General features: G+C 69.4%; 23 protein-coding genes and 1 pseudogene. 10 read left to right on the forward strand and 14 right to left on the reverse strand.

All coding sequences use genetic code 11. From position 1 onward, the window contains the following. Positions 1-166: 166 nt before the first annotated feature. A complete protein-coding gene (locus ACIA5G_RS37570; protein WP_395932072.1) occupies positions 167-2,158 on the reverse strand; it encodes an NPCBM/NEW2 domain-containing protein in 1,992 nt (663 codons plus the stop codon). 390 nt (positions 2,159-2,548) lie between these two features. Between ACIA5G_RS37570 and sdhC the strand changes: the two genes are divergently transcribed. The 4 genes from sdhC to ACIA5G_RS37590 are packed head-to-tail and all read left to right on the forward strand — an operon-like array spanning position 2,549 to position 5,951. Then, positions 2,549-2,992, forward strand: coding sequence for a succinate dehydrogenase, cytochrome b556 subunit (sdhC, locus tag ACIA5G_RS37575; RefSeq protein ID WP_395932074.1), 444 nt, complete (start codon positions 2,549-2,551; stop codon positions 2,990-2,992). 1 nt (position 2,993) lies between these two features. After that, positions 2,994-3,407 carry a succinate dehydrogenase hydrophobic membrane anchor subunit gene (locus ACIA5G_RS37580; protein ID WP_395932076.1) on the forward strand — a complete coding sequence of 138 codons (414 nt, stop codon included), beginning with the start codon at positions 2,994-2,996 and terminating at the stop codon, positions 3,405-3,407. Between the two features lie 19 nt (positions 3,408-3,426). Next, positions 3,427-5,181 carry a succinate dehydrogenase flavoprotein subunit gene (gene sdhA / locus ACIA5G_RS37585; protein ID WP_395932078.1) on the forward strand — a complete coding sequence of 585 codons (1,755 nt, stop codon included), beginning with the start codon at positions 3,427-3,429 and terminating at the stop codon, positions 5,179-5,181. Beyond that, positions 5,181-5,951, forward strand: a complete 771-nt coding sequence (locus ACIA5G_RS37590; RefSeq protein ID WP_395932080.1) for a succinate dehydrogenase iron-sulfur subunit — start codon at positions 5,181-5,183, stop codon at positions 5,949-5,951. The genes sdhA and ACIA5G_RS37590 overlap by 1 nt, the downstream gene beginning before the upstream one ends. A 406-nt stretch (positions 5,952-6,357) precedes the next feature. Here the strand turns inward: ACIA5G_RS37590 and ACIA5G_RS37595 are convergent, their stop codons facing one another. Both ACIA5G_RS37595 and ACIA5G_RS37600 read right to left on the reverse strand, forming a co-directional pair. After that, positions 6,358-7,752, reverse strand: a complete 1,395-nt coding sequence (locus ACIA5G_RS37595) for a S8 family peptidase (RefSeq protein ID WP_395932082.1) — start codon at positions 7,750-7,752, stop codon at positions 6,358-6,360. Positions 7,753-7,815: 63 nt separating this feature from the next. After that, a complete protein-coding gene (locus tag ACIA5G_RS37600; RefSeq protein ID WP_395932084.1) occupies positions 7,816-8,052 on the reverse strand; it encodes an SCO4848 family membrane protein in 237 nt (78 codons plus the stop codon). A 43-nt stretch (positions 8,053-8,095) separates the two neighbouring features. On the opposite strand from ACIA5G_RS37600, the gene ACIA5G_RS37605 reads away from it, so the two are divergent. After that, positions 8,096-9,334 carry a D-alanyl-D-alanine carboxypeptidase family protein gene (locus ACIA5G_RS37605; protein WP_395932086.1) on the forward strand — a complete coding sequence of 413 codons (1,239 nt, stop codon included), beginning with the start codon at positions 8,096-8,098 and terminating at the stop codon, positions 9,332-9,334. Here the strand turns inward: ACIA5G_RS37605 and ACIA5G_RS37610 are convergent. The 7 genes from ACIA5G_RS37610 to ACIA5G_RS37640 all read right to left on the reverse strand — a co-directional run bounded on the left by ACIA5G_RS37610 (position 9,331) and on the right by ACIA5G_RS37640 (position 15,223). Then, positions 9,331-9,777 (reverse strand): winged helix-turn-helix transcriptional regulator, encoded by a 447-nt coding sequence (locus tag ACIA5G_RS37610; protein WP_395932088.1) that lies wholly within the window; start codon positions 9,775-9,777, stop codon positions 9,331-9,333. The two genes, ACIA5G_RS37605 and ACIA5G_RS37610, sit on opposite strands and share 4 nt — an antisense overlap. After that, positions 9,774-10,775, reverse strand: a complete 1,002-nt coding sequence (locus ACIA5G_RS37615; protein WP_395932090.1) for an NADP-dependent oxidoreductase — start codon at positions 10,773-10,775, stop codon at positions 9,774-9,776. Before ACIA5G_RS37615 ends, ACIA5G_RS37610 begins: the two co-directional genes overlap by 4 nt. Before the next feature lie 8 nt (positions 10,776-10,783). Continuing rightward, positions 10,784-11,890 (reverse strand): acyl-CoA dehydrogenase family protein, encoded by a 1,107-nt coding sequence (locus tag ACIA5G_RS37620; RefSeq protein WP_395932092.1) that lies wholly within the window; start codon positions 11,888-11,890, stop codon positions 10,784-10,786. A 56-nt stretch (positions 11,891-11,946) separates the two neighbouring features. After that, positions 11,947-12,960, reverse strand: coding sequence for an inner membrane protein YhjD (gene yhjD, locus ACIA5G_RS37625; RefSeq protein ID WP_395932094.1), 1,014 nt, complete (start codon positions 12,958-12,960; stop codon positions 11,947-11,949). A 316-nt stretch (positions 12,961-13,276) separates the two neighbouring features. Then, complete coding sequence (locus ACIA5G_RS37630) at positions 13,277-13,789, reverse strand: AAA family ATPase (protein ID WP_395932096.1); 513 nt, start codon at positions 13,787-13,789, stop codon at positions 13,277-13,279. A gap of 3 nt (positions 13,790-13,792) precedes the next feature. Next, positions 13,793-14,824 (reverse strand): tryptophan--tRNA ligase, encoded by a 1,032-nt coding sequence (gene trpS / locus ACIA5G_RS37635; protein WP_395932098.1) that lies wholly within the window; start codon positions 14,822-14,824, stop codon positions 13,793-13,795. 45 nt (positions 14,825-14,869) lie between these two features. Further along, on the reverse strand, positions 14,870-15,223 hold the full coding sequence (locus ACIA5G_RS37640; protein WP_395932100.1) for a hypothetical protein: 354 nt from the start codon (positions 15,221-15,223) through the stop codon (positions 14,870-14,872). A 573-nt stretch (positions 15,224-15,796) separates the two neighbouring features. Here ACIA5G_RS37640 and ACIA5G_RS37645 point away from each other — a divergent pair. Then, positions 15,797-16,431, forward strand: a pseudogene (locus ACIA5G_RS37645) (chitinase); the annotation flags it as partial. A gap of 72 nt (positions 16,432-16,503) precedes the next feature. Here ACIA5G_RS37645 and ACIA5G_RS37650 read toward each other — a convergent pair. Continuing rightward, entirely contained in the window at positions 16,504-17,001 is a 498-nt protein-coding gene (locus ACIA5G_RS37650) for a MarR family winged helix-turn-helix transcriptional regulator (RefSeq protein WP_395932102.1), read from the reverse strand. Positions 17,002-17,082: 81 nt separating this feature from the next. Between ACIA5G_RS37650 and ACIA5G_RS37655 the strand changes: the two genes are divergently transcribed. Further along, on the forward strand, positions 17,083-17,556 hold the full coding sequence (locus ACIA5G_RS37655) for a cupin domain-containing protein (RefSeq protein ID WP_395932104.1): 474 nt from the start codon (positions 17,083-17,085) through the stop codon (positions 17,554-17,556). Here ACIA5G_RS37655 and ACIA5G_RS37660 read toward each other — a convergent pair. Continuing rightward, positions 17,553-18,359 carry an exodeoxyribonuclease III gene (locus ACIA5G_RS37660; protein ID WP_395932106.1) on the reverse strand — a complete coding sequence of 269 codons (807 nt, stop codon included), beginning with the start codon at positions 18,357-18,359 and terminating at the stop codon, positions 17,553-17,555. The genes ACIA5G_RS37655 and ACIA5G_RS37660 overlap by 4 nt on opposite strands. A gap of 52 nt (positions 18,360-18,411) precedes the next feature. Here ACIA5G_RS37660 and ACIA5G_RS37665 point away from each other — a divergent pair, with 52 nt between their 5' ends. The 3 genes from ACIA5G_RS37665 to ACIA5G_RS37675 all read left to right on the forward strand — a co-directional run bounded on the left by ACIA5G_RS37665 (position 18,412) and on the right by ACIA5G_RS37675 (position 20,857). Further along, on the forward strand, positions 18,412-19,152 hold the full coding sequence (locus tag ACIA5G_RS37665) for an MBL fold metallo-hydrolase (protein ID WP_395932108.1): 741 nt from the start codon (positions 18,412-18,414) through the stop codon (positions 19,150-19,152). A gap of 501 nt (positions 19,153-19,653) precedes the next feature. Continuing rightward, positions 19,654-20,229, forward strand: a complete 576-nt coding sequence (locus tag ACIA5G_RS37670) for a TetR/AcrR family transcriptional regulator (RefSeq protein WP_395932110.1) — start codon at positions 19,654-19,656, stop codon at positions 20,227-20,229. Positions 20,230-20,308: 79 nt separating this feature from the next. Then, on the forward strand, positions 20,309-20,857 hold the full coding sequence (locus tag ACIA5G_RS37675; RefSeq protein WP_395932112.1) for a permease: 549 nt from the start codon (positions 20,309-20,311) through the stop codon (positions 20,855-20,857). On the opposite strand, the gene ACIA5G_RS37680 is transcribed toward ACIA5G_RS37675, so the two are convergent. Then, positions 20,858-21,154: an SH3 domain-containing protein gene (locus ACIA5G_RS37680; RefSeq protein WP_284745521.1), complete on the reverse strand. Its 297-nt coding sequence runs from the start codon at positions 21,152-21,154 to the stop codon at positions 20,858-20,860. Between the two features lie 166 nt (positions 21,155-21,320). Next, the gene (locus ACIA5G_RS37685; protein ID WP_395932115.1) at positions 21,321-22,544 is read right to left on the reverse strand and encodes an NADP-dependent isocitrate dehydrogenase; all 1,224 of its coding nucleotides are present in this window, start codon (positions 22,542-22,544) and stop codon (positions 21,321-21,323) included. Positions 22,545-22,564: the final 20 nt, after the last annotated feature.

Raw genomic sequence — 22,564 nt, forward strand, 5'->3', positions numbered from 1 at the left:
GCACGCGCGACCGGACGTGCACCGCCCGTGATCATCGGACTGCAGGAGACCCACTTTCGGCGGGTGCGACGTCTCGGGGACGGCCGAAATGCCATTTCGTGTCACTCAGTGTGCCGGACTGACCGAAAGGTGAACCAGTCCAGTCACTCTGTGAGATGACGGCCATTCAGGCGCAGGTGAGCCGCGCCGCGGCCCAGTCACTGCGGTCGTAGGAGTTGCCGTCACCGCCGTCGGTGACCACCAGGCGCAGGTACTGGGCGCCGTGGAGGTCGGCCGTCAGCGCCACCGCCGGGTCCTGCCACGTCCGGACGCCGGTCGCGGCGGCCCGGGCGCCGTCCGCGTAGACCTCGAACGTCGCCGAGCCCTGCTTGTTCGTCGCCTCGCGTTCGTCGTCGACGCCGACGTCCGCGGTGAACGCCGTGCAGCGGCCGCCCAGGTAGAAGACGACCTCACTCGGGGCGTGGGCGCCGAGGCCCTTCGGGTAGACGGCGCCGTTGATCGTCAGCGGCTTTCCGTCGCCTGCCGGGATGCTGCCGTTGGACATGTCCCGCTCGACCGGGCCGTAGCCGTTCTTCTCCGCCGCCCAGCGCAGGTCGCTGGCCCAGGCCGGGGCGACCGGTGGCGCCGCGGGCACCGTCAGCTGCTGGTCACCGGCCCAGCTGACCTGACCGAACCCGATCGTGCGGTAGCTGACGCCGCCGCGCAGGACCGCCGTCGTGCCTTCGGTTCCGGCCGGCGGGATGACCCGCCAGCGTGCTGCAACGGTGTCGCCGGTGCCGAGCACGAACGCCCGCGGCCGGGACAGCTGGTCGACGCCCCAGCCGGCGGGCGCGGTCAGCGTCACGCGGGGGTCGAACACCGGGACGCGGGCCTCGTCGGTCGCGGACACCGTGACCTCGAACGGCTTCCCGGCCGGGGTGATCTCACCCGGCACGCCGGGCACCGGCGCGGCCAGCTCGACACCGGTGCTCACGAGCGGCGCGTTCCGCAGCCAGGAGCCGCCCGCGTGGACCCGGTACACGACCGTCGCGTGCGGCGGGACGACCGCGGAGATCCGGCCGGCGGTCTGGAGGTCGCGGCGGGCCCAGAGGTCACGGGCGGAGTACCCGGCGGCCTTCGGGAGGCCCACGGCGGCCGCGGTGGTGCCGATGGTCGCGTTGGAGGTCGTTTCGTTGAAGAGCGCGACCGCGACGTCGCCGTTCGCCAGGGGCTTGGCGAAGACCCAGTGACCGTCCTGGTTGGACAGCACGCGCGCCTGGACCCCGCGGCGGTCCTGGTCGAGGGCGATGACCTCGGCGTTGCGCAGGACGTCGAAGTTCGCCGGCGACACCTTGCGCAGGTCGGCGCCGATGAGCAGCGGGGCGGCCATCATGGCCCACAGCGAGAAGTGGGACTGGTACTCCGCGGTCGTCATGCCGCCGTTGCCCACCTCGAGCATGTCGGGATCGTTCCAGTGGCCCGGACCGGCGTACGGCGCGAGCGGCGCGTTCGCCTTGAGGATCTGGACCATCTTCGCCCAGTTGTCCTTGATGTCGCCGGTGGTGCGCCACAGGTGGCCGACGGCCGCGCCCCACTCCCACGGTTTGTTCTCGCCCCACTCGCAGAGGGAGTACACGATCGGGCGACCGGTCTTCGCCAGTGCGTCGCGCATCTTCGTGTAGCGCTCGAGCGCGGGCCGTCCCGCGTTGTTGCAGTTGTCGTACTTGAGGTAGTCGACACCCCAGTCCGCGAACGTCTGCGCGTCGACGTCCTCGTGGTCGAGCGCGCCGGGTTGGGTCTTCGCGCAGGTCAGCGTGCCCGCGCTGGTGTAGATGCCGAACTTGAGGCCCTTCGAGTGGACGTAGTCGGCCAGTGCCTTGATCCCGTTCGGGAAGCGGGCCTTGTTCGCCTGCATCCGGCCCTCGGCGTCACGCGCCGGCTCGGCCCAGCAGTCGTCGACGTTGACGTACTGGTAACCGGCGGCCTTCAGGCCCTGGGCGACGAAGATGTCCGCGGTGTCGCGGATGATCCGCTCGTCGACCGCGCAGCCGGTGGTGTTCCAGTTGTTGAAGCCCATCGGAGGGGTGAGCGCCAGTCCGTCGGGCAGTGCTTGGGCGGGCGTGACCACCGCCACGGGAAGCAGTGCCGCGACGGCGATCACCAGGCCGAGTCGTCTCACCAGAACGTCACCCCATCGTGAGAGATCCGATGTATCTGGCCGCGACAGTAGGAACAGCGTGTCGGTTGGTCAACAACAAACCGGACGCACCAGCCTTTTGGTCTAGTGCATCAGATATCAGATGTTCCAGAGGTCAGATCTCCAGTGACCGCAGCGAGCCGCGGCACCGCACGGCCGAGTGCGCTGCGCCACACCTCCGGGTGGCGGCACGGGAGTACCGGTGTCTGGTCCATCACAGAGGGGAACCCGGAGGTGAGCCGGGTGCCGGGTGCGGGTCTAGCATCCGATTCATCCAGGCTCGATGACGTTGATCTCGGCATTGCCGCCGCACACGGCGACTGCGGACTCACGGCCACCGGGCACAAGTCAGACGTTGGAGGCCGTTCACCGATGTCCACCACGGCGAGCACTGCACCTGATGCAGGGGCGAGCGATCGGGCGGGTGCCTCACGCCGGCAGGGGACCTTCTACCGGGGCGACCCCGGCATGTGGTCCTGGGTGCTGCACCGCATCACCGGCGTGCTCACATTCTTCTTCCTGTTCGTGCACGTGCTCGACACCGCGCTGGTGCGCGTGTCGCCGAACACCTACGACCAGGTCATCGAGACGTACAAGACCCCGATCGTCAACCTCCTCGAGGTCGGCCTGGTCGGCGCGGTGCTGTTCCACGCGCTCAACGGCATCCGCGTCATGCTGGTCGACTTCTGGTCGAAGGGCCCGAAGCTGCAGAAGGCGATGCTGTGGGTGATCGGCGTGGTCTGGGTCGTGGTGATGGTCCCCGGTGCGTTCTTCATGCTGAAGCGCACCGTCGAAACGCTCTTCGGGGGTAACTGACATGGCCGACCTCGCCTTCGCGAACCCCCGCGCGCCGAAGCGTCCCGCCGCCCGCCGGAGCAACTTCGAGCTCTACAGCTGGCTGTTCATGCGGATCTCCGGCCTGGCGCTGATCATCCTGGTGCTCGGCCACCTGCTGATCATGAACATCCTCGACGGCGGTGTGCACCGGATCAACTGGGGCTTCGTCGCCGGCCGCTGGGCCTCGCCGTTCTGGCAGTTCTGGGACCTGTCGATGCTGTGGCTCGCCGAGATCCACGGCGGCAACGGGCTGCGCACCATCATCGACGACTACGCCCGCAAGGACAGCACCCGGTTCTGGCTGAAGATCCTGCTGTACGTGTCCATGGCGCTGATCCTGGCCGTCGGCACGATGGTGATCTTCACGTTCGACCCGAACATGCCCGCGAACTGAAGCCCGGAGACCTCCCACCATGCAGTTCCACAAGTACGACGTGGTGATCGTCGGCGCCGGCGGCGCCGGGATGCGCGCGGCCATCGAGTCCGGCCAGCGCGCCCGCACCGCGGTCCTCACCAAGCTCTACCCGACCCGGTCCCACACCGGCGCGGCCCAGGGCGGCATGTGCGCCGCGCTGGCGAACGTCGAAGAGGACAACTGGGAATGGCACACCTTCGACACGGTCAAGGGCGGCGACTACCTCGTCGACCAGGACGCCGCGGAGATCATGGCCAAGGAGGCCATCGACGCGGTGCTCGACCTGGAGAAGATGGGCCTGCCGTTCAACCGCACGCCCGAGGGCAAGATCGACCAGCGGCGCTTCGGCGGGCACACGCGTGACCACGGCAAGGCCGCGGTGCGCCGCGCCTGCTACGCCGCGGACCGCACCGGCCACATGATCCTCCAGACGCTGTACCAAAACTGCGTCAAGTACGGCACGGAGTTCTTCAACGAGTTCTACGTGCTCGACCTGATCACCAGCGAAGACGAGAACGGCAACCCGATCGCCTCCGGCGTCGTCGCCTACGAGCTGGCCACCGGCGAGCTGCACGTCTTCCAGGCGAAGTCGATCGTGTTCGCCACCGGCGGCGCCGGCAAGATCTTCAAGACGACGTCGAACGCGCACACCCTCACCGGTGACGGCCTCGGCATCATCTTCCGCAAGGGCCTGCCGCTGGAGGACATGGAGTTCTTCCAGTTCCACCCGACCGGCCTCGCGGGCCTGGGGATCCTCATTTCCGAAGCCGTCCGCGGCGAGGGCGGGATCCTGCGCAACGCCGACGGCGAGCGGTTCATGGAGCGCTACGCCCCCACCATCAAGGACCTCGCGCCGCGCGACATCGTGGCGCGCTCGATGGTGCAGGAAGTGCTGCAGGGCCGCGGCTGCGGGCCGAACAAGGACTACGTCGTCCTCGACGTCACGCACCTGCCGGTCGAGGTCCTCGAGACCAAGCTGCCGGACATCACCGAGTTCTCGCGCACCTACCTGGGCGTCGACCCGGTGAAGGAGCCGGTGCCGGTGTTCCCGACCTGCCACTACGTGATGGGCGGCATCCCGACCAACATCCACGGCGAAGCGCTGCGGGACAACGAGAACGTCATCCCCGGCCTGTACGCCGCGGGCGAGGTCGCGTGCGTGTCCGTGCACGGCTCGAACCGCCTGGGCACGAACTCGCTGCTGGACATCAACGTGTTCGGCCGCCGCGCCGGCATCGCCGCGGCGGAGTACGCGCTGGCGCACGAGCACGTCGAGCTGCCTTCGAACCCGACCGTGCTGGTGGAAGAGCAGCTGGCGGGCCTGCTGTCCGAGCACGGCGACGAGCGTGTCGCCGACATCCGCAAGGAAATGCAGCAGACGATGGACTCGCACGCGTCGGTGTACCGGACCGAGGACACGCTGAAGCAGGCGCTGACCGACGTCCAGGCGCTGAAGGCGCGTTACCAGCGGATCACCGTGGCGGACAAGGGCAAGCGGTACAACACCGACCTGCTCGAGGCCGTCGAGCTGGGCTTCCTGCTGGAGCTCGCCGAGGTGCTGGTGGTGGGCGCGCTGGCCCGCAAGGAGTCCCGCGGCGGCCACGCCCGCGAGGACTACCCGACCCGCGACGACACGAACTTCATGCGGCACACCATGGCGTACAAGCAGGGCGCCGGTCTGTCGTCCGACATCCGGCTCGACTACAAGCCGGTTACCTTCACCCGCTACGAACCGATGGAGCGGAAGTACTGATGACCTCTGTTGCTGAAGCTCCGGCCGCTTCTGTTTCCGACGAGCACACGCCGATCACCGTCACGCTGAAGATCCTGCGGTTCAACCCGGAGGTCGATTCGGAGCCGCACTGGGAGTCCTACGACGTCCCGGCGCAGCGCACCGACCGCCTGCTGAACCTGCTGTTCTACGTCAAGGACTACATCGACGGCACGTTCTCGTTCCGCCGCTCGTGCGCCCACGGCGTGTGCGGTTCGGACGCGATGCAGATCAACGGCATCAACCGGCTGGCGTGCAAGGTCCTGATGAAGGACCTGCTGTCGACGTCCGGCAAGCCGACGGTGATCACGATCGCGCCGATCAAGGGCCTGACGACGTTGAAGGACCTCTACGTCGACATGGACCCGTTCTTCGAGGCTTACCGGGCGATCAAGCCGTACCTGATCAACTACAGCCCCGAGCCCACCCGCGAGCGTCTCCAGTCCCAGGCCGACCGGGACCGCTTCGACGACACCACGAAGTGCATCCTTTGCGCCTGCTGCACTTCGTCGTGCCCGGTGTACTGGAACGACGGGTCGTACTTCGGCCCGGCGGCGATCGTCAACGCCCACCGGTTCATCTTCGACTCCCGGGATGAGGGGGCCGAGGAGCGGCTGGACATCCTCAACGACGGCGAGGGTGTGTGGCGCTGCCGCACGACGTTCAACTGCACGGATGCTTGCCCGCGCGGGATCCAGGTGACCAAGGCGATCCAGGAAGTGAAGCGAGCACTGCTCTTCAAGCGCGTCTGAGTTTCCGCAACAGGCGGCCGGCAACGCAAGCCGACCACGAGGTCACCAGACCTCCCCCGCCCCTCATCCAAGCCGCTCTTCAGTCGACGATCGGGGCTGAGAATCCCACCGGAGGGGCGGGGGAGGTCGGACCCGTTGTTCTGCCGCGGCAGAACAAAAAGATTGTCCTCGCCGGACCGGCAGGCTCCGGGATGACCACCTGTCCCGCTGTCTTCTCACCTCTGTGAGGTGGGCCGCTGGGTGGTCATCCCGTCGCCTGAACGAGGCCTATCACTTTGAGCCGGGCCCGCAAGCTTGCGTCGCTGTCTCGCCTTGCGCTGTGGGTTGCGGGCCCGGCTCAAAGTGATTTCACGGCCTCAGGCGACGGGATGACCACCCTGCTCTTCGGTTGCGCGTTGCGTCGTCGTCAGCGGACTGCGTCCAGGGCGTTTACCAGGCCGTGGCCGTAGTACGAGTTGTCCCTCGCCGGGCCCGTGCACTCCGTCTCGGCCGAGGCGCACTTCACCGGGTCGGCCTCGCCCGTCAGGAAGCGGGACAGCAGCTGCGGCGGGATCCCGCGGAAGCGAGAAGCCAGCAGCGCCGCCACCCCGGCCGCGTGCGGGGACGCCATCGACGTGCCGCACTTCGAGCCGTACAGGCCGCCGAAGACCGTCGTCGAAAGCGGGCAAGCCGGGCCAGCGCCAGCCGGAGGTGTCTGCGAGAAGTCCCCACCGGGCGCCGTCACGTCGATCTCGCCGTAGTTGCTGAACGACGACTTCGTGCCCGCGTAGCCCACCGACGACACCGTCACCACGCCGTCGATCGCCTTCGGCAGGATGCCGCACGACGAATCCACCGGGTGCGGGCGGTTCGGGTCCGTCGTCTGTGCAGTCGTGTCGAAGCCCGAGTTGCCCGCCGCCGACACGTTCAGGACTCCGTGGTGCGTCGAGTACTGGATCGCGCGCCGGACCGCCTCGTAAGCCGCGGCGTCTCCGGGCTCGCGGGAGCAGAAGAACATGCCCGGGTCGATGTAGTAGCTGTTGTTCGTCACCGGGAAGCCGTGCTTGGCCGCCCACACGAAGCCGCAGACCGCCGACTCCGGGAAGATGTAGCCGTCGTCGTTGACGACCTTCACCGACGCCAGCTTGACCCCCGGCGCGATGCCCGTGAAGCCCGCCGCCGGGTCCTTGCCCGCGATCGTGCCCGCCACGTGCGTTCCGTGGTCGGACGTCGTCGGGGCCCACGAAGCCGGCGAAGTGTCCGCAGCACCCGTGATGCAGCCCGCGGACTCCGAAGGCGAGACGGCGGCCTTGAGCGCCGGGTGCGTCGCGTCGATGCCCGAGTCGAGCACGCCGACCGTCACCGAAGAACTGCCCTGGTACTTCTTGTTCGCCTCGGGCGCGTGGATCGCCTTCATGTCCCACTGCTGCGCCGACAGGTCACCCGCAGCCGCCACCGACTGCGTGTCCTCCAGCGTCTTGACCGCGCCCAGCGAAGTCCGGGCCGAAGCCGAAGAAGCCACGTCCTTGCCGCCCGAATAGGCCCGGTAGACGCCGATCTTCTGCTGGAAGTCCGCGTTGCGCGAGCTGGCGATCGCGACGCCGATCTCGCCGTAGTACGCCACCTTCGTGCCGCACTTGGCCGCCAGCTCCTTGTCGACGGCCGAAGCGCGCGTGCCCGGCTGGTAGGTCACCACGTAGGTGTACGGCGTGCTCGTCGTGTCACAGGCGACCGGCGCGGCTTCGGCAGCCGGCGCCGCGGCGAACAGGCCGCCCCCGACGGCCAGCACGAGCGGGGCCGCCATTCGGCGTAAACGGGACATTCCACCTCCAGAGTCAGTGGCGTCAACCTAAACCGGCCCCGGAGACCGCGCCACCGACCAAAGTCAGGAGGCCACCCGGGACGCGCGGAACCCACGCCAGCCCAGCACGCCGATGATCGTGCCCAGCACGAACGACACGACCGTGAGCACCGCGTGCACGATGAAGTACGCGGTCGGCGAGCCGTCGGGGGTCCAGGCCTGGTCGCTCGCCCAGAGGTTCTTGGCGAACGTGATCCAGATGATCCACGACCACACGCCGAAGGCCAGCAGGAACAGCGAGGTGCCTCGCGAAATGCGCATGCCCCTGAGTATGCGACGCGGGCCGCGGCGCTAGATTGCGTGGGTGCACTCCGCTGTCTCCCGGTCGCTCAAGGTCCTCACGACGACGCTCGCCGCCGCCCTCCTGGCCCTGAGCACCCCGGTCCTCGCGGCCGCGGCGCCGCAGCCGGGCCAGTGCGCGAACCGCCAGGCCCCGCCGGCCCCGGTCGACACGTCGGAGAGGCCCGCGCCGGGCGCGCAGGCCCCGGCTCCGCTGGCCGTGCCCGCGGTCCCGGTCGGCGGCCCGCGGATGGCCGAGTGCGGCCTGGTCACCCCGGCGGGCGCGCTCAACCCGCCGGACGGCAACACCGCCGCGTCGTGGGTGGTGCAGGACCTCGACAGCGGCGCGATCGTCGCGGCGAAGGACCCGCACGCCCGGCAGCGGCCCGCGTCGCTGATCAAGACACTGCTCGCGCTCGTCGCCGTCACCCAGCTGGACCCGCAGCAGGTGATCATCGCGACGAAGGAGGACGCCGAGCAGGAGTGCACCTGCGTCGGCCTCGTCGCCGGCGGCAGCTACACCGTCGACCAGCTGCTGCACGGCCTGCTGATGCACTCGGGCAACGACGTCGCGCACGCGTTCGCCACGGTCCTCGGCGGGGTCGACTCCGCGGTCGCGAAGATGAACGCGCTGGCGGCCCGCATCGGCGCGCTCGACACCCGCGCCGCGACGCCGTCGGGGCTGGACGGGCCGGGCATGTCGACCTCGGCCTACGACCTCAGCCTGATCTTCCACTACGCGATGAAGCAGCCTGAGTTCGCGAAGACCGTCTCGACGAAGAACTTCGAGATCCCGGCGACCGGCGGCAAGCCGGCGATCCCGGTCTACAACGACAACAAGCTGCTCGGCGTCTACCCCGGCTTCCTCGGCGGCAAGACCGGCTTCACCGACGACGCCCGCCACACCTACGTCGGCGCGGCGCAGCGCAAGGGCAAGCGGCTCGCGGTGGTCATGCTGCGCGCCGAGCAGAAGCCGACGAAGGTCGTCGACCAGGCGGCGAAGCTGCTCGACTACGGCTTCGCGCTGGAAGCCGACCGCGCCGAGCCGGTCGGCCAGATCACCTACCAGGCGCCGGCCGCAACGGACACCGGCAGCACGCCGACCGTGCTCCCCGACGGCAGTGTCAGCAGCGGAACGTCCACCGCAGCCGCCGCCAAGGATGACCCGTTCGGCGTCACCGGCTGGATCATCACGTTGATCGTGTTCCTGATCATCGTCGGCGCCTTCGTCGTCGGGCACCAGCGCAAGAAGGCCGCGAACTAGCGGAAGGCGGGACCGGGCTCCGGGGTCACCTTGTCGGTGGTCATCGTGCCACCGCAGTGTCCACACGCGACGTAGGTCTCGGCGATCTCGCCGCAGTCCTTGTGCCGCAACAGGATCGGCGGCCCGGCCGGCCCGGCCAGGTGCTTGTCACCCCACTGCATGAGCGTTACGACGGCGCCGAAGAGGTCCCGCCCGGCCTGCGTCAGCTGGTATTCGGGCCGGTCGGGGGCGACCTCGACGCGGGTGAGCACACCCGCGTCGACCAGCGTTTTCAGGCGCGCGGACAGCGTCGGGCGCGGGATCGACAGGTTGCGCGCGAACTCGCCGTAGCGCCGCACACCGAAGAACGATTCGCGCAGGATGAGCAGGCTCCACCGCTCCCCGACCAGGTCGAGCGCCCGGCCGACCGAGTCCGCCGTGAACCGGTGCCGCAGGTCGGTCACAGCGCCAGCACCAGCTTGCCGGTGTTCTCACCGCGGAACAGCTTGAGCAGCGTCTCCGGGAACTTCGAGATCCCGCCCGGGACAACGTCTTCGCGGGGCTTCAGCGAGCCGTCGCCCACCCAGCCCGCGAGCGCCTTGATCGCCTCCGGGTACCGGTCGGCGTAGTCGGAGAAGACGAACCCGGTCATCGACGCGCGCCGCACCAGCAGCTGCATGTAGTTGGCCGGGCCGCGCGGGCCCTCGGTGCTGTTGTACTGCGAAACGGCGCCGCTCAGCACGATCCGGGCGCCGCGCGCGAGCCGGGCGAGCGCCGCTTCGAGGACGTCGCCGCCGACGTTGTCGAAGAAGACGTCGATCCCGTCCGGCGCGTGCTCCTTCAGGTCCGCGCGGAGGTTCCCGGCGCGGTGGTCGACGGCGGCGTCGAAGCCGTACTCCTCGACCAGGGTCCGGCACTTCTCCGTCCCGCCGGCGATGCCGACGACGCGGCAGCCGTGGATCTTCGCGAGCTGGCCGACGACGATGCCGACCGACCCGGCCGCGGCGGACACCACCACGGTCTGGCCCGGCTCCGGCCTGCCGACGTCGAACAGCCCGAAGTACGCGGTGATCCCGCTGATCCCGAGCGTCCCGAGGAAGACCGGCGCCGGGGCGAGGGCCGTGTCGACGACCTGGACGTCCTTGCCGTCCGAGACGGCGTAGTTCTGCACGCCGAAGGTTCCGAACACGCTCTGGCCGGCCGTGAACCCGGGGTGGCGCGACTCGACGACCTGGCCGATCCCGCCGGCGCGCATGACCTCGCCGATCCCGACCGGCGGCACGTAGGAGCGGCCCGGGTTCATCCACGTGCGCATGGCCGGGTCCAGCGAAAGGTACTGGACCTCGACGAGGAACTCCCCTTCGCCGGGCGACGGCACGGCGTCCTCGGTGTACTGCCAGTCCGAGTCCTTCGGCAGGCCGGACGGCCGGGCGGCGAGGCGGTACTGGGCGTTGACGGGCACGGGTCTCCTCAGAACTGTTCGGTGCGGGCCGGGACGCCCAGCAGCAGCTTGCCGGACAGCTCGTAACTGGCCGGGTTGACCTGGAAGTGCGCGGTGGCCGTGTGCGCGTCGCGGAACCGGCGCTGCAGCGGCGACGTCTCGTAGATCGCCGCGCCGCCGGCGAGGTCGTACATGCTGTCGGCGACCTTCGCGGCCGTGCGCGTCGCGTGTGTGGCGGCCAGCCGGAGACCGAGTTTGAGCTGGTCGGACACCGGTTCGGTGCCCTGCGCGGCTTGCCAGGCGTCGTTGATGCTCGCGTAGTAGAACAGGCGCGCCGCGCGCAGGGCGGCTTCGGCCTCCGCGACGGCGCCCTGGGTCTGCGACCGCTCGGCCAGCGAGCGGCTGGAGCCGAGCGGCTTGCGCGTCGAGGCCAGCTCGACGAGGTCGTCGATCGCGCCGCGCGCGTTGCCCATCGCGGCCGCCGCGACGGACAACGCGAAGTAGCCGAAGAGCGGGAACCGGTGCAGCGCAACGGCTTCCTCGGGTGGCCCGCCCATGACCGAGAAGACGCGGTGGTCCGGGACGAACAGGTTCTCGGCGACGCAGTCGTGGCTGCCGGTGCCGCGGAGGCCGTTCGTGTGCCAGGTGTCGAGCACCTCGATCTCGGCCTTTGGCAACGCGGCGACGTACAGCTCGCTCTCGTGCACGAACCCGGCAAAAAGCCAGTCACAGTGCGGAATTCCGCTGCAGAACGGCCAGCGGCCGGAGACCACGTACCCGCCGTCGACCTTTCGGCCGGTCCCGCGCGGCGCCCAGACGCCTGCGGCCACGGTTCGAGGGTCGCCGAAGACCTCCTCGGCGCACTTCCGCGGGGCATAGGCCGAAAGCAGGCTGCTCGTCACGGCGATCGAGACGCACCAGCCGGCCGACGCGTCCCCGCGCGCGACCGTCTCGGCGGTCTCGAGGCTGACGGCGGGCGACGCTTCGGGGCCGCCGAGGTAACCGGGGACGCCGCTGCGCAGGAGCTGGGCGTCGGTCAGCTTCGCGACGAGCTCGGCCGGCAGCGCACGGTTCTGCTCGGTGACCGGCGCGAGCGTCTTGGCGAGGGCGGCACACTCGCGGGCGGCGTCCAGCATGAAACCTCCGGTTCAGAATTCTTACCGGTTCAGTTTCTTTACCGACCCGCCCGCTGTCAAGACTTGCGGCGGCCACCCAGCCAGGCGAGCAGCGCCCCGGCGCTGAAGGCACCGGCGACGGCGCCGAAGCCCGGCCCACGCTGCACGGTGACGTTCTGCTCCAGCCGCACCGGCACCGGCGGCGCGATGACCTTGCGCTGGTTCTCCTTGGCTGTCGCGGTCCAGGCCGTGACGAGCAGGAGGAAGCGCGAGACGAAGTTGGCGAACACGAGCAGGCCGATGACCGGGCCGAACAGCGCGAACGCCGGCGACTTCGTGACGCTGGCCAGGTAGAACGTGGCGGCTTGCTGCAGGATGACAAACCCGATGGAAGCGAACACCGCACCCTTGACGGCGCTGCGCAGCGCGACGCGTTCGCGCGGCAGGCGCGCGATGACCCAGAGGAAGACGAGGGTGTTGGCGGCCAGGCCGAGCACGATGGTCGCGATGCGGAGCAGGACCTTCGCCCAGGTCTCGTCCGCCAGCCCGACGAGCCCGAGGAGGAAGTTCCCGACACCGCCGCCGATCGCGGTCAGCGCGAACGAGACGACGAGCGCAACACCCAGCCCGACCAGCGCAACGAGGTCCTTGAGCGTCTGCTTGACGAACGGCTGCGGCTGTTTCTCCTGGCCCCACTGCGCGGTGAGCGCGTCACGCAGGTTCGCCATCCAGCCGATGCCGGAGTAGAGGGCGATGAGCAGACCGAAGATCCCGATGCCGCTGCCGGCGCCGATCGCGGCGTCCACGATGCCCTGGACGAGGCTGCGCAGGCCCGAGGGCACGGAGTTGTTGATGCTGTCCTTGATCTGACCGATGACGTTCGGGTCGTGGTTGACGACCAGCCCGACCACGGCGAAGGCGACCATCAGGATCGGGATGACGGACAGCACGCTGAAGTAGGTGATGGCGGCCGCGTAGTGGTTGCCGTACCGCTCGGTGAAGGCCTCGTTCGCCCGGATCAGGTGATCGAGCCACGGGTACTTCCGCCGCAGCCGCGGCAGGAGCTTTTCCTTCTCTTCTTCGTTCGCCACTGTGAAACGCTAACCACGCCGGGTGACTCCCGCAACGCGAGCGGCCTGTGCGGGGGACGCGCCCGTCCGCACGTCTACCCTCCGCAACCGTTCGCGGACTCACCAGGTGGCCGCTTCCGCGAAGTCATCCACAGCCCTCGCCACTTGTGGACAACCGGGCGTGCACCGGCCACGAAAACCCGAACCGTCGGTGCCCACCGATAAACTGGACAGGGGCAGCCCCCCAGGAGAGGGCGGGGGTGGGGTTGCCGGTGGATCGCGAAGGATCCGGCAGCGCTGCGGTTGTTGCCGGTTCGGGCTCAGGCACCCGGGCGCCTCAGCCGAGCGCGGCGAGGAGCGCCCGGTAGGTCTCTTCGAGCGTCCCGTCCGAGACGATCGGGACCTCCGGCCGTGCGGCGGCGGACGCCGCCACGCGGTCATACGCCGTCGTCAACTCGGCGTCGGTGAGCGGCGCGACCGTCTCCACCTCGGACGGTCCACGCTCGGCGAAGCGGCGTCGCGCCACTTCGCGGCCGGGCAGGAGCACAACCTCGTGGAAGCTCGCGCCGCATTCACGAGCCAGCGCTTCGAGCCGCTCGGCGAACCCCGGCCGGGCCAGCAGCTGCGGCACCACGACGTCGTGCCCGGCGGTCAGGTGCGTCCGGGCCGCCGCCACCGCGAGGTCCCGGGCCAGCAAGCCGGCCGCACCCGGCGCCGCGCGCCAGCCGCCGATCATCGCGCGGAGGTGGTCGATGTCCAGGGCCAGCGCCGGTGGGTGGTCCGCGGTGTAGCGCCGGGCGAGCGTCGACTTGCCGCTGCCCGGCGGGCCGTTGAGCAGGATCAGCTTCACGCGTCAGCGGACGGGCGGCAGGAACCCGATCCGCTGGTACGTCTTGGCCAGCGTCTTCGACGCCACCTCACGCGCGCGCTCGGCACCCGCCGCGAGGACCTTGTCCAGCTCGGTCACGTCGTCCAAATAGGACTTGACGCGGTCCTGGATCGGGGTGACCCACTCGATGAACGCCTCGCCGAGGTCCTTCTTCAGGTCGCCGTAACCCTTGCCCTCGTACGCGGCTTCGAGGTCGGGGATCGTGCGCTCGGTGAGCGCCGAGAAGATCGTCAGCAGGTTCGAGACGCCCGCCTTGTTTTCGGCGTCGAACACGACCTCGCGGCCGGTGTCGGTGACCGCCGAGCGGATCTTCTTCGCCGAACGCTTCGGGTCCTCCAGCAACTCCACGAGGCCGTTCGCGGCGGACGCCGACTTGCTCATCTTGCTCGTCGGGTCCTGCAGGTCGTAGATCTTCGCCGTGTCCTTGATGATGTACGGCTCGGGGACGACGAACGTCTTGCCCAGCCGGTTGTTGAAGCGCTGCGCGAGGTCGCGCGTCAGCTCCAGGTGCTGGCGCTGGTCCTCGCCGACCGGGACGGCGTCGGCCTGGTAGAGCAGGATGTCCGCGGCCTGCAGGATCGGGTAGGTGAACAGGCCGACGCTGGAGCGGTCGGAGCCCTGCTTCGCGGACTTGTCCTTGAACTGCGTCATCCGGCCGGCCTCGCCGAAGCCGGTCTGGCACTCCAGGACCCAGCTCAGCTGGGCGTGCTCCGGCACGTGGCTCTGCACGAACAGGGCGCTGCGGCTCGGGTCGATGCCGATGGCCAGCAGCTGCGCGGCCGAGACGCGGGTGCGCTGCCGCAGCACCTTCGGATCCTGCTCGACGGTGATCGCGTGCAGGTCGACCACGCAGTAGAACGTCTCGTGCGTGTCCTGCATCCGCACCCACTGGCGCAGCGCGCCGAGGTAGTTGCCGAGGTGGAACGAGTCGGCGGTGGGCTGGATCCCGGACAGGACCCGCGGACGGCGCGCGGCGACGGTCTGCTCTTCGGACACGTCAGGATTCTTTCAGGCCGGGACGCGCAGCGGGCGCGAGGGCCCTCAGGCGTGCGGGCGCTGGGTGAGGAACGGGCGGGTCGGCGTGGCGTCGGGCTCGCCGAGAACGGCTTCGGCCATCGCCGTGACCGGGTCGGGGACCTCCGGCACGGCCGGGGCAGCCTCGGCGACGCGGGTCTTGCGGCGCTGGCGCAGCACGCCCAGCGTCATCCCGACGATGCCGAGCGCGACGGCGACCAGCCCGACCGGGCCCAGCACGCCGAAGCTCTCCGCGTTGGTGTCGGCCTGTGCGGTCGTCGTGACGTCGGCGAACGCGCTCGCGCCGCCGGCCAGCAGGAGGCCGGCCGGGACGAGGGCGACCACCGCCGCCGCGCGAAAAACGCGCAGCGAGGACCGCATCAGGGTTTGACCTGGGTTGCGCACCGGAGTGCCTCCCGCGAGTGACGAGCGCAGTGTCTTCACCCAAGGTCTCACCCATACGAGTGAGACGCTGCGTGCTACTGGTCAAAAAACTACCGAGCGTGTCAAGACCTGTCGGTCCGATCGGCTCGGGGGCCGAGACTAGCGCCCAACCAGGAACACGATCCGGGCACCCCCACGGTTCAGTGCGCCACCCGAGTGGGTGTTGCGCAAGGCGGAACGCTCGTACCCAGAGTAGAGCGTGACCGATTCGTGTCCGGCCGTTCGTCACCCGTTGACCCCAAGACCGGCACACGCTCTGCCATTCGTCGCAGTTCACACTGCTCCGATCGCGGCCACTTCCGCTCAGCCCTGTTTCACTCGTTGGTGATTGGTCTATACCTCTTGGCGTAACTCCGAAAGAAATTCACGGCTTGGTCGGACCGCGCACGACCGGCATGACCCCAGAGGAGTCCCGCATGTCGATCCCCCGGTTCCTGAAGCGCGCCGGAGTGGCGGTGAGCGCACTCGCGGCCGCTGCCGGCGCCATCGTGCTCCCCGCCACGACCGCGTCCGCCGCGCCCGATGCGTCCTTCGTCGTCAGCGAAGCGCAGTTCGACCAGATCTTCCCGGGCCGCAACAGCTTCTACACCTACAGCGGCCTGACCGCGGCCCTCGACGCGTACCCCGGGTTCGCGAACACCGGTGACGACACGGTGAAGAAGCAGGAAGCCGCGGCCTTCCTGGCCAACGTCAACCACGAGACCGGCGGCCTCGTCTACATCGTCGAGCAGAACACCGCGAACTACCCGCACTACTGCGACGCCGGCCAGTCCTACGGCTGCCCCGCCGGCCAGGCCGCCTACTACGGGCGCGGGCCGATCCAGCTGAGCTGGAACTTCAACTACAAGGCCGCCGGTGACAACCTCGGCATCGACCTGCTCAACAACCCGTACCTGGTCGAGCAGGACGCGGCCGTCGCCTGGAAGACCGGCCTCTGGTACTGGAACACCCAGACCGGCCCGGGCACGATGACGCCGCACGACGCGATGGTGAACCAGCGCGGCTTCGGCGAGACGATCCGCAGCATCAACGGCTCGATCGAGTGCAACGGCGGCAACCCGGCGCAGGTGCAGAGCCGGATCGACAAGTACACGCAGATCACCGGGATCCTCGGGGTCCCGACGGGTGACAACCTGTCCTGCTGAGCCAGGCGCGGCGAGAAGGGCCTTCCCGGCATCCGGTGCGGGAAGGCCCTTTTTGGTCCTGCAGAGTGCGTCCTACGGGGTGTCGAGCATCCGGAGCAGCTTGCGCAGGACGTCGTCGAGCAGGCCGATTTCGGTTTTCTCCAGCGAGGACAGCAGTTCGCTGACGTTCGCGGTGTGCTCGGTCATCGCGGCGTCGACCGCCTCGAAACCCTGGTCGGTCAGGCGGATGCGGAAGCTGCGGCGGTCGTTCGGGTCGAGTGTGCGCTCGACGAACCCGGCGTTCTCCAGCCGGTCGAGGCGGCTCGTCATGCCGGCGCGGGACATCATCAGCGTCGCGGACAGCTCGGACGGGATCAGCGTGTAGGGCGGCCCGGACCGGCGAAGCGCGGCCAGGACGTCGAACTCCCCGCGTTGCAGGCCGAACTTGTCAAAAACGCGCTCCTGGGCGGGCCCGAGCACCAGGCTCAGCCGGCCGAGTCGGCCGGCGACGCCGATGGCGGTGAGGTCGAGATCGGGGCGTTCGCGCCGCCAGGCCGACACGACGGTGTCGACGGCGTCTTCGTCAGTCACGTCCCGAGTCTATTCGACGGCAGCACTATTCGTCGCCAGATAGTTTGACAGCGAACTATCAGGCGTGGAACCATCTCTGGCATGACAACTTTGCTGGTACACCACGACGAAGCCGAGCAGCTCGGCTCGACGCCGGACACGATGACCCTGCTCGCCGACGTCTCCCAGACCGGCGGGCACCTGAGCACCAACCGCGCGTCGCTGGGCCGCGGGCACGACGGCGCGACGCCGCACTTCCACACGGCGTCGGCGGAGATGTTCTTCATGCTCGACGGCGAGCTGGAGGTGCTGACCGGCGAGGAGGTCGTGACCGTGCGGACGGGCGACATGCTGTTCGTGCCGCCGCGGACGACCCACGCGTTCGGCGCGACGGCACGGTCCGGCGCGGACGTGCTGATCGTGTTCACACCCGGCGTCGAGCGCTTCGAGTACTTCCGGATGATCGACCGGATCCGGCGTGGCGAGGCGGCGCCGGCGGAGATCCTGGCGACGCAGGAGCGCTACGACAACCACTTCGTGGACAGCGCAGCCTGGCGCGCCGCCCGGGCCGCCTAGATGTCGTAGGTGGCGGTGACCGGTGCGTGGTCGGACCAGCGCTGGTCGTAGGCGGCGGCGCGCTCGACCACGACGTCGACGACCTTCTCGGCGAGGCCGGGGGTGGCGAGCTGGCAGTCGATGCGCCAGCCGGAGTCGTTGTCGAAGGCCTGGCCGCGGTAGGACCACCAGGTGTACGGGCCGGGGCCTTCGGGGTCGAGGCGGCGCTGGACGTCGGTGTAGCCGGCCTCGGTGTAGACGCGGCCGAGCCACTCGCGCTCTTCGGGCAGGAAGCCGGAGTTCTTGCGGTTGCCGCGCCAGTTCTTGAGGTCGACGTTGTCGTAGGCGATGTTCCAGTCCCCCACCACGACGACCTCTCGCCCGGCCGCGGCGGCCTTCGCCCGCAGCTCGACGAGGTAGGGCAGGAACGCGGCCATGAAGCGTTCCTTTTCGGCCTGGCGTTCGGTGCCGACGTCACCGCTGGGCAGGTAGAGGCTCGCGACGACGACGTTCGGCAGGTGCACTTCGAGGTACCGCCCGCTGTCTTCGAACTCGGGCTCCCCGAAGCCGATGCGGACCTCTTCGGGCTCGACGCGGCTGTAGACGGCGACGCCGTTGCGCCCCTTGACCACCGAGGGGGCGTGCACCGCGAACCACCCGTCGGGTTCGACAACCTCCGCGGGCAGCTGTTCGGCGGTGGCGCGCACCTCCTGGCAGCAGACGACGTCGGCCTTCGTGGCGGCGAGCCACTCGACGAAACCTTTTTTGGCGGCGGCGCGGAGGCCGTTGACGTTCACGGTGGAGACGGTCAGCACTCGCTGCACGCTACCGGCTCGTGTCTGCCGGACCGGTGGCCGCTCTGCCAGACTGCCGGGCATGGGTGAGCTGACAGTGCTCGGCAGCTGCGGCGCGTTTCCCGAGCCCGGGCGAGCGTGCGCGGGATTCCTGTTGTCGCACAACGGGTTCCGCGTCGTCCTCGACCTCGGGTACGGCGCGGCGTCGCGCCTGTTCGCGCATGGGCTGCCCGACGCCGTGGTGGTGACGCACGAGCACCCCGACCACTGCGCGGACGTGAGCGCGCTCGGACGGGCCTGGTACTACACGGTCCAGGAGCCGTCGCGGGACCGGCCGCGGCTGCCGCTGCACTGCACGCCCGGCACCCTCCGGCGCCTGGCGGCGATGGAGCCGCGGCCGCACCCGGCGGAGCTGTTCGACGTGCACGACCTCGGCGCACCGGCCGACCTCGGGCCGTTCCGGCTCAAGACCTACGAGCTGCCGCACTACCTGCCGAACTTCGGCGTGCGCCTCAGCGCGCCCGGGCTCACGGTGGCGTACACCGGGGACACGGGACCGTCGCCGGTGTTGGCGGACCTCGGCCGTGACGCGGACCTGTTCATCTGCGACGCCACCCTCCGCACCCCACCGGCGGAGGGAGAGCCCCGCTTTCTGATGACCGCGGCGGAGGCGGGCCACTGGGCCGAGCGGGCCGGCGCGCGCCGGCTCATGCTGACCCACTTCTGGCCCGGCACCGACCGCGCGGCAGCGGCCGCCGAGGCACGTGCCGAGTTCGGCGGTGAGGTGCTGGTCGCGGAAGAGGACCTCACGGTCGCACTCTGACGGCCGCGGGGTCCGGAAGAGACTCGCCTTCGCGCTCGGACCTCGCGCCCGAGTGCAGCCCGACGAAACCCGGCCTCAGCCCACGGCCGAGCACACCCGCCCGCCGCCCGCAGCCCACGGCCGAGCACACCCGCCCGCCGCCCGCAGCCCACGGCCGAGCACATCCGCCTGCCGCGCTGCCGCCCGCCGTCCGGCAGCCCGGAGGAATCTCGCCGCCGCGCTCCGACCCCCGTCCGAGCGCGGTCCCCGGGCTCCACTCCTCCGGCCCCCGCCAAGCCGCACACCCTCGGCCCTCGCGCCCGCGGAACTCCCCCTGGAGACCCCGCGGACACCTCGCCTCAGCCGCATTCAGTTGTCGCCCGCCCCCGGGACGTCACCACACCTCCGCTCACCTGCGTTTTCGGACGCACCGAGTTCTATCAGCGACCACCGACAAAAACGGCTCCTTGACGCCCGAAGCTACGACCATTAGCTTTAAAGCTATGCCAAGTAGCCAACTCGATGTCCCCTAGAGCGGGGCTGACCGCCCCAGCGGTGGTCGACCTGGCCCTCGAGATCGTCGACGACGAAGGCGCCGACGCCCTCACCCTCGCCAAGGTCGCCGCACGCGCCGGGGTTGCCGCCCCCTCGCTCTACAAGCACGTCAAGAGCCTCGCCGACCTGCGCCGGCTCATCGACCTCAAAGTCGTCCAGGAGATGGCCGACGCACTGAGAACCGCCGCCACCGGACGCGAAGGCGCAGCAGCGGTCAGCGCCCTCGCCGACGCCTACCGCGCCTACCTGCGGCGCCACCCGCACCGCACCAACGCCCTGTCCACCGCCCCCGACGAAACGGACACCGAGCTCAGCACCGCCACCCACGCCGTCGCGGAAGTCGTCTTCGCCGCGCTCAGGCCGTTCGGCTTCGACCACGTCCAGGCCGTGCACGCGACCCGCTGCATCCGCGCGGCCGTCCACGGCTTCGCCGGGCTCGAAGCGTCCGGGGGCTTCGGGCGCCCCGAAGACGTCGCCCAGAGCTTCGAAGTCCTCAAAACCATGCTCGTCCAAGGCCTCACGAACTACGCGGAGAAACCATGAGCTTCATCCTCGCCGTCCTCCTCTTCACCGTCGGGCTCGGTGTGCTCGACGCCCGCTTCCCCTGGACGGAGGCGCGCAGATGATCGCCGGGCACTTCGGGCTCGCGGCCGCCGTCAAGGCGGGCCGGCCGGCCATCCCGATCTGGACGCTCATGCTGGCCACGGCCTGGCTCGACGTCGTCTTCGTCCCGCTCTACCTCAGCGGCATCGAGACGGTCGACGGCGCGGGCTACGGCGGCGGCGTCATCCACGCCGACTACACGCACTCGCTCGTCGGCGCGCTTGTCCTCGCCGCCCTGTTCGGCGCGGTCGCGAGTCATTGGCTAGGCCGCGAAGCCGGGCTCATCCTCGGCGGCGTCGTGTTCTCACACTGGCTGCTCGACCTCGTCGTGCACCGCGCCGACCTGCCGATCCTGCCCGGCAACGCCGGCGACCTGCCGACGTTCGGCTTCGGGCTCTGGCGACTGCCCGCCGTCTCGGCCGTTGTCGAACTGCTCATGTTGGTGATCGGCATCGGCCTCTACTGGCGCGCAGCGGCGAAGCGCGACCCGAAACGCGCGCGGCTGCTCGGGCTGACCGCCGCGCTGTGCGGCATCATCACCCTCGGCACCGACCTGCTGGGAGTCTGATCAGCAGGCGGACCCGGCGACCGGCTCGGTGAACGCGGCGGCCACCCACTTGTCGTCGGCCACCTTGCGGAAGCCGTTCTGCACGCCTGGCAGCGCGTCAAACTGGGCGTCGCGCAGGTACTTGCCGACGACCTTCGCGTTGCCGTCGGCGGTCTCGCGGGCGTTGAGGACGTCCGCGGTCACGGTCACCTTGCAGCCGGTCGCCGAAGCCCCCGAAGCCTGCTTGTCCGTGTTCATCACGTAGACGATGACGACCAGGACGATGGCGCCCAAGATGAGCAGAGTCTTCTTCGACATGCCTTCCTCCAACCGCGAGCCCGTCCCACGCCAAGGGTAGGCAATCCTTTACCCGGTCGGACAGCGCCGTACGCCGCAACCACCCGGAGGCGCCAGTGCGGTCACTCGCCGTGAACACGCGAAAGCCCCCTTCCCGGCATTCCGGGAAGGGGGCTTCACGACCGGATCAGCCCTGGGCGATCTTCTTGGCCAGGTTGTCGTCCAGCGTCGCGAGGAACTCCTCGGTCGTCTGGAACGGCTGGTCCTTGCTGATGAGCAGCGCCAGGTCCTTCGTCATCTGACCGGACTCGACCGTCTCGACGACGACCTCTTCCAGCTTGTTGGCGAAGCCGATGAGCTCGGAGTTGCCGTCCAGCTTGCCGCGGTGCTCGAGGCCGCGGGTCCAGGCGTAGATCGACGCGATCGGGTTCGTCGACGTCGGCTTGCCCTGCTGGTGCTGGCGGTAGTGCCGGGTGACCGTGCCGTGCGCGGCCTCGGCCTCGACGGTCTTGCCGTCCGGGGTGCGCAGGACCGACGTCATCAGGCCGAGCGAGCCGAAGCCCTGCGCGACCGTGTCGGACTGGACGTCACCGTCGTAGTTCTTGCACGCCCAGACGTAGCCGCCCTCCCACTTCATCGCCGCGGCGACCATGTCGTCGATCAGGCGGTGCTCGTAGGAGATGCCCTTGGCGTCGAAGTCGGCCTTGAACTCGGCCTGGAAGATCTCCTCGAACACGTCCTTGAACTGGCCGTCGTAGGCCTTGAGGATGGTGTTCTTGGTGGAGAGGTACACCGGCAGGCCGCGGTCGAGGCCGTACTGGAGCGAGGCGCGCGCGAAGTCCTCGATGGACTTCTTGAAGTTGTACATCCCCATCGCGACGCCGCCGCCCTCGGGGAACTTCGCGACCTCGAACTCCATCGGCTCGGAGCCGTCGTCCGGGGTGTAGCTGATGGTCAGCGTGCCCGGGCCGGGGACCTTGAAGTTGGTCGCCTTGTACTGGTCGCCGTGGGCGTGGCGGCCGATGATGATCGGCTTGGTCCACGTCGGCACCAGCCGCGGGATGTTCTGAATGACGATCGGCTCGCGGAAGATCACGCCGCCGAGGATGTTGCGGATCGTCCCGTTCGGGGACAGCCACATCTTCTTCAGGCCGAACTCTTCGACGCGGGCCTCGTCGGGGGTGATCGTGGCGCACTTGACGCCCACGCCGTGCCGCTTGATCGCGTTCGCGGAGTCGACCGTGACCTGGTCGTCGGTGCGGTCCCGCTCCTCGATACCCAGGTCGTAGTAGTCCAGGTTCACGTCCAGGTACGGGTGGATCAGCTTGTCCTTGATGAACTGCCAGATGATGCGGGTCATCTCATCGCCGTCGAGTTCGACGACGGTGCCCTGGACCTTGATCTTGGCCATGAGCAGCGGTGCTCCTTCCG

The organism is Amycolatopsis sp. NPDC051758, from assembly GCF_044453095.1.
Lineage (GTDB): Bacteria > Actinomycetota > Actinomycetes > Mycobacteriales > Pseudonocardiaceae > Amycolatopsis.